Annotated in this window: 1 protein-coding gene; it reads right to left on the bottom strand. The window is 70.5% G+C overall.

Features of this window, described 5'->3' with window-relative positions; all coding sequences use genetic code 11:
- The coding region (locus GH737_RS14970) for an aldehyde dehydrogenase family protein (RefSeq protein WP_155265548.1) at positions 1-715 on the bottom strand (715 nt) is incomplete at both ends.

The following is a 715-nucleotide window of genomic DNA, read 5'->3' as shown; positions in this document are numbered from 1 at the left end:
GATCCCGGCGAGCGCGCCGGGGACGGCCTTCTCGAGAGCGGCGTCCGCGAAGATGATGTTGGGCGATTTCCCGCCGAGCTCGAGGACCAGCGGGGTCAGGTTGCGCCCGGCCGCCGCGGCGATGGCGCGCCCGGCATGGCCGCTGCCGGTGAAGCTGATCTTGTCGAGGCCGCCGCCGGCGACCAGCGCCTGTCCGGTCCGAGCATCGCCGGTCACGACGTTGAACACTCCGGGCGGAAAGCCCGCTTCCTCGACGAGCTTGGCGAACTCGAGCGTCGTCACCGATGCATGCTCCGACGGCTTGACGACCGCGCAATTGCCCGCGGCGAGCGCGGCCGGAAGCTTGTTCCCGAGCAGCGCAATCGGCGAGTTCCAGGCGGTGATGATGCCGATCACGCCGAGCGGCTCCGGGGTGACATAGTCGAACAGGCTGGGGCGGTCGGTCGGCACGACCTTCCCGAAGATCTTGTCGCAATAGCCGGCGAAGTAGCGGATCGTCCGGGCGACGAAGCGCATCTGCGCCCGGGTCTCGCGGATGACCTTGCCGTTGTCGATGGACTCCAGCCTCGCCATGCGCTCGGAGTCGCGCTCGAGGAGATCGGCGAGGCGGTTCATGAGCGTGGCCCGCTCGAGGCCGGTCGTTCCGCGCCACTCCCGCTCGAACGCCGTCCGGGCGGCAACGACCGCCGCCGCGACGTCGGCCTCGCCGGCCTGG

It is taken from the genome of Sphingomonas segetis (genome assembly GCF_009720245.1).
Lineage (GTDB): Bacteria > Pseudomonadota > Alphaproteobacteria > Sphingomonadales > Sphingomonadaceae > Sphingomicrobium > Sphingomicrobium segetis.
Note: the sequence above shows the minus strand (reverse complement) of the source record. Positions and strands in the feature narration are given on the sequence as shown.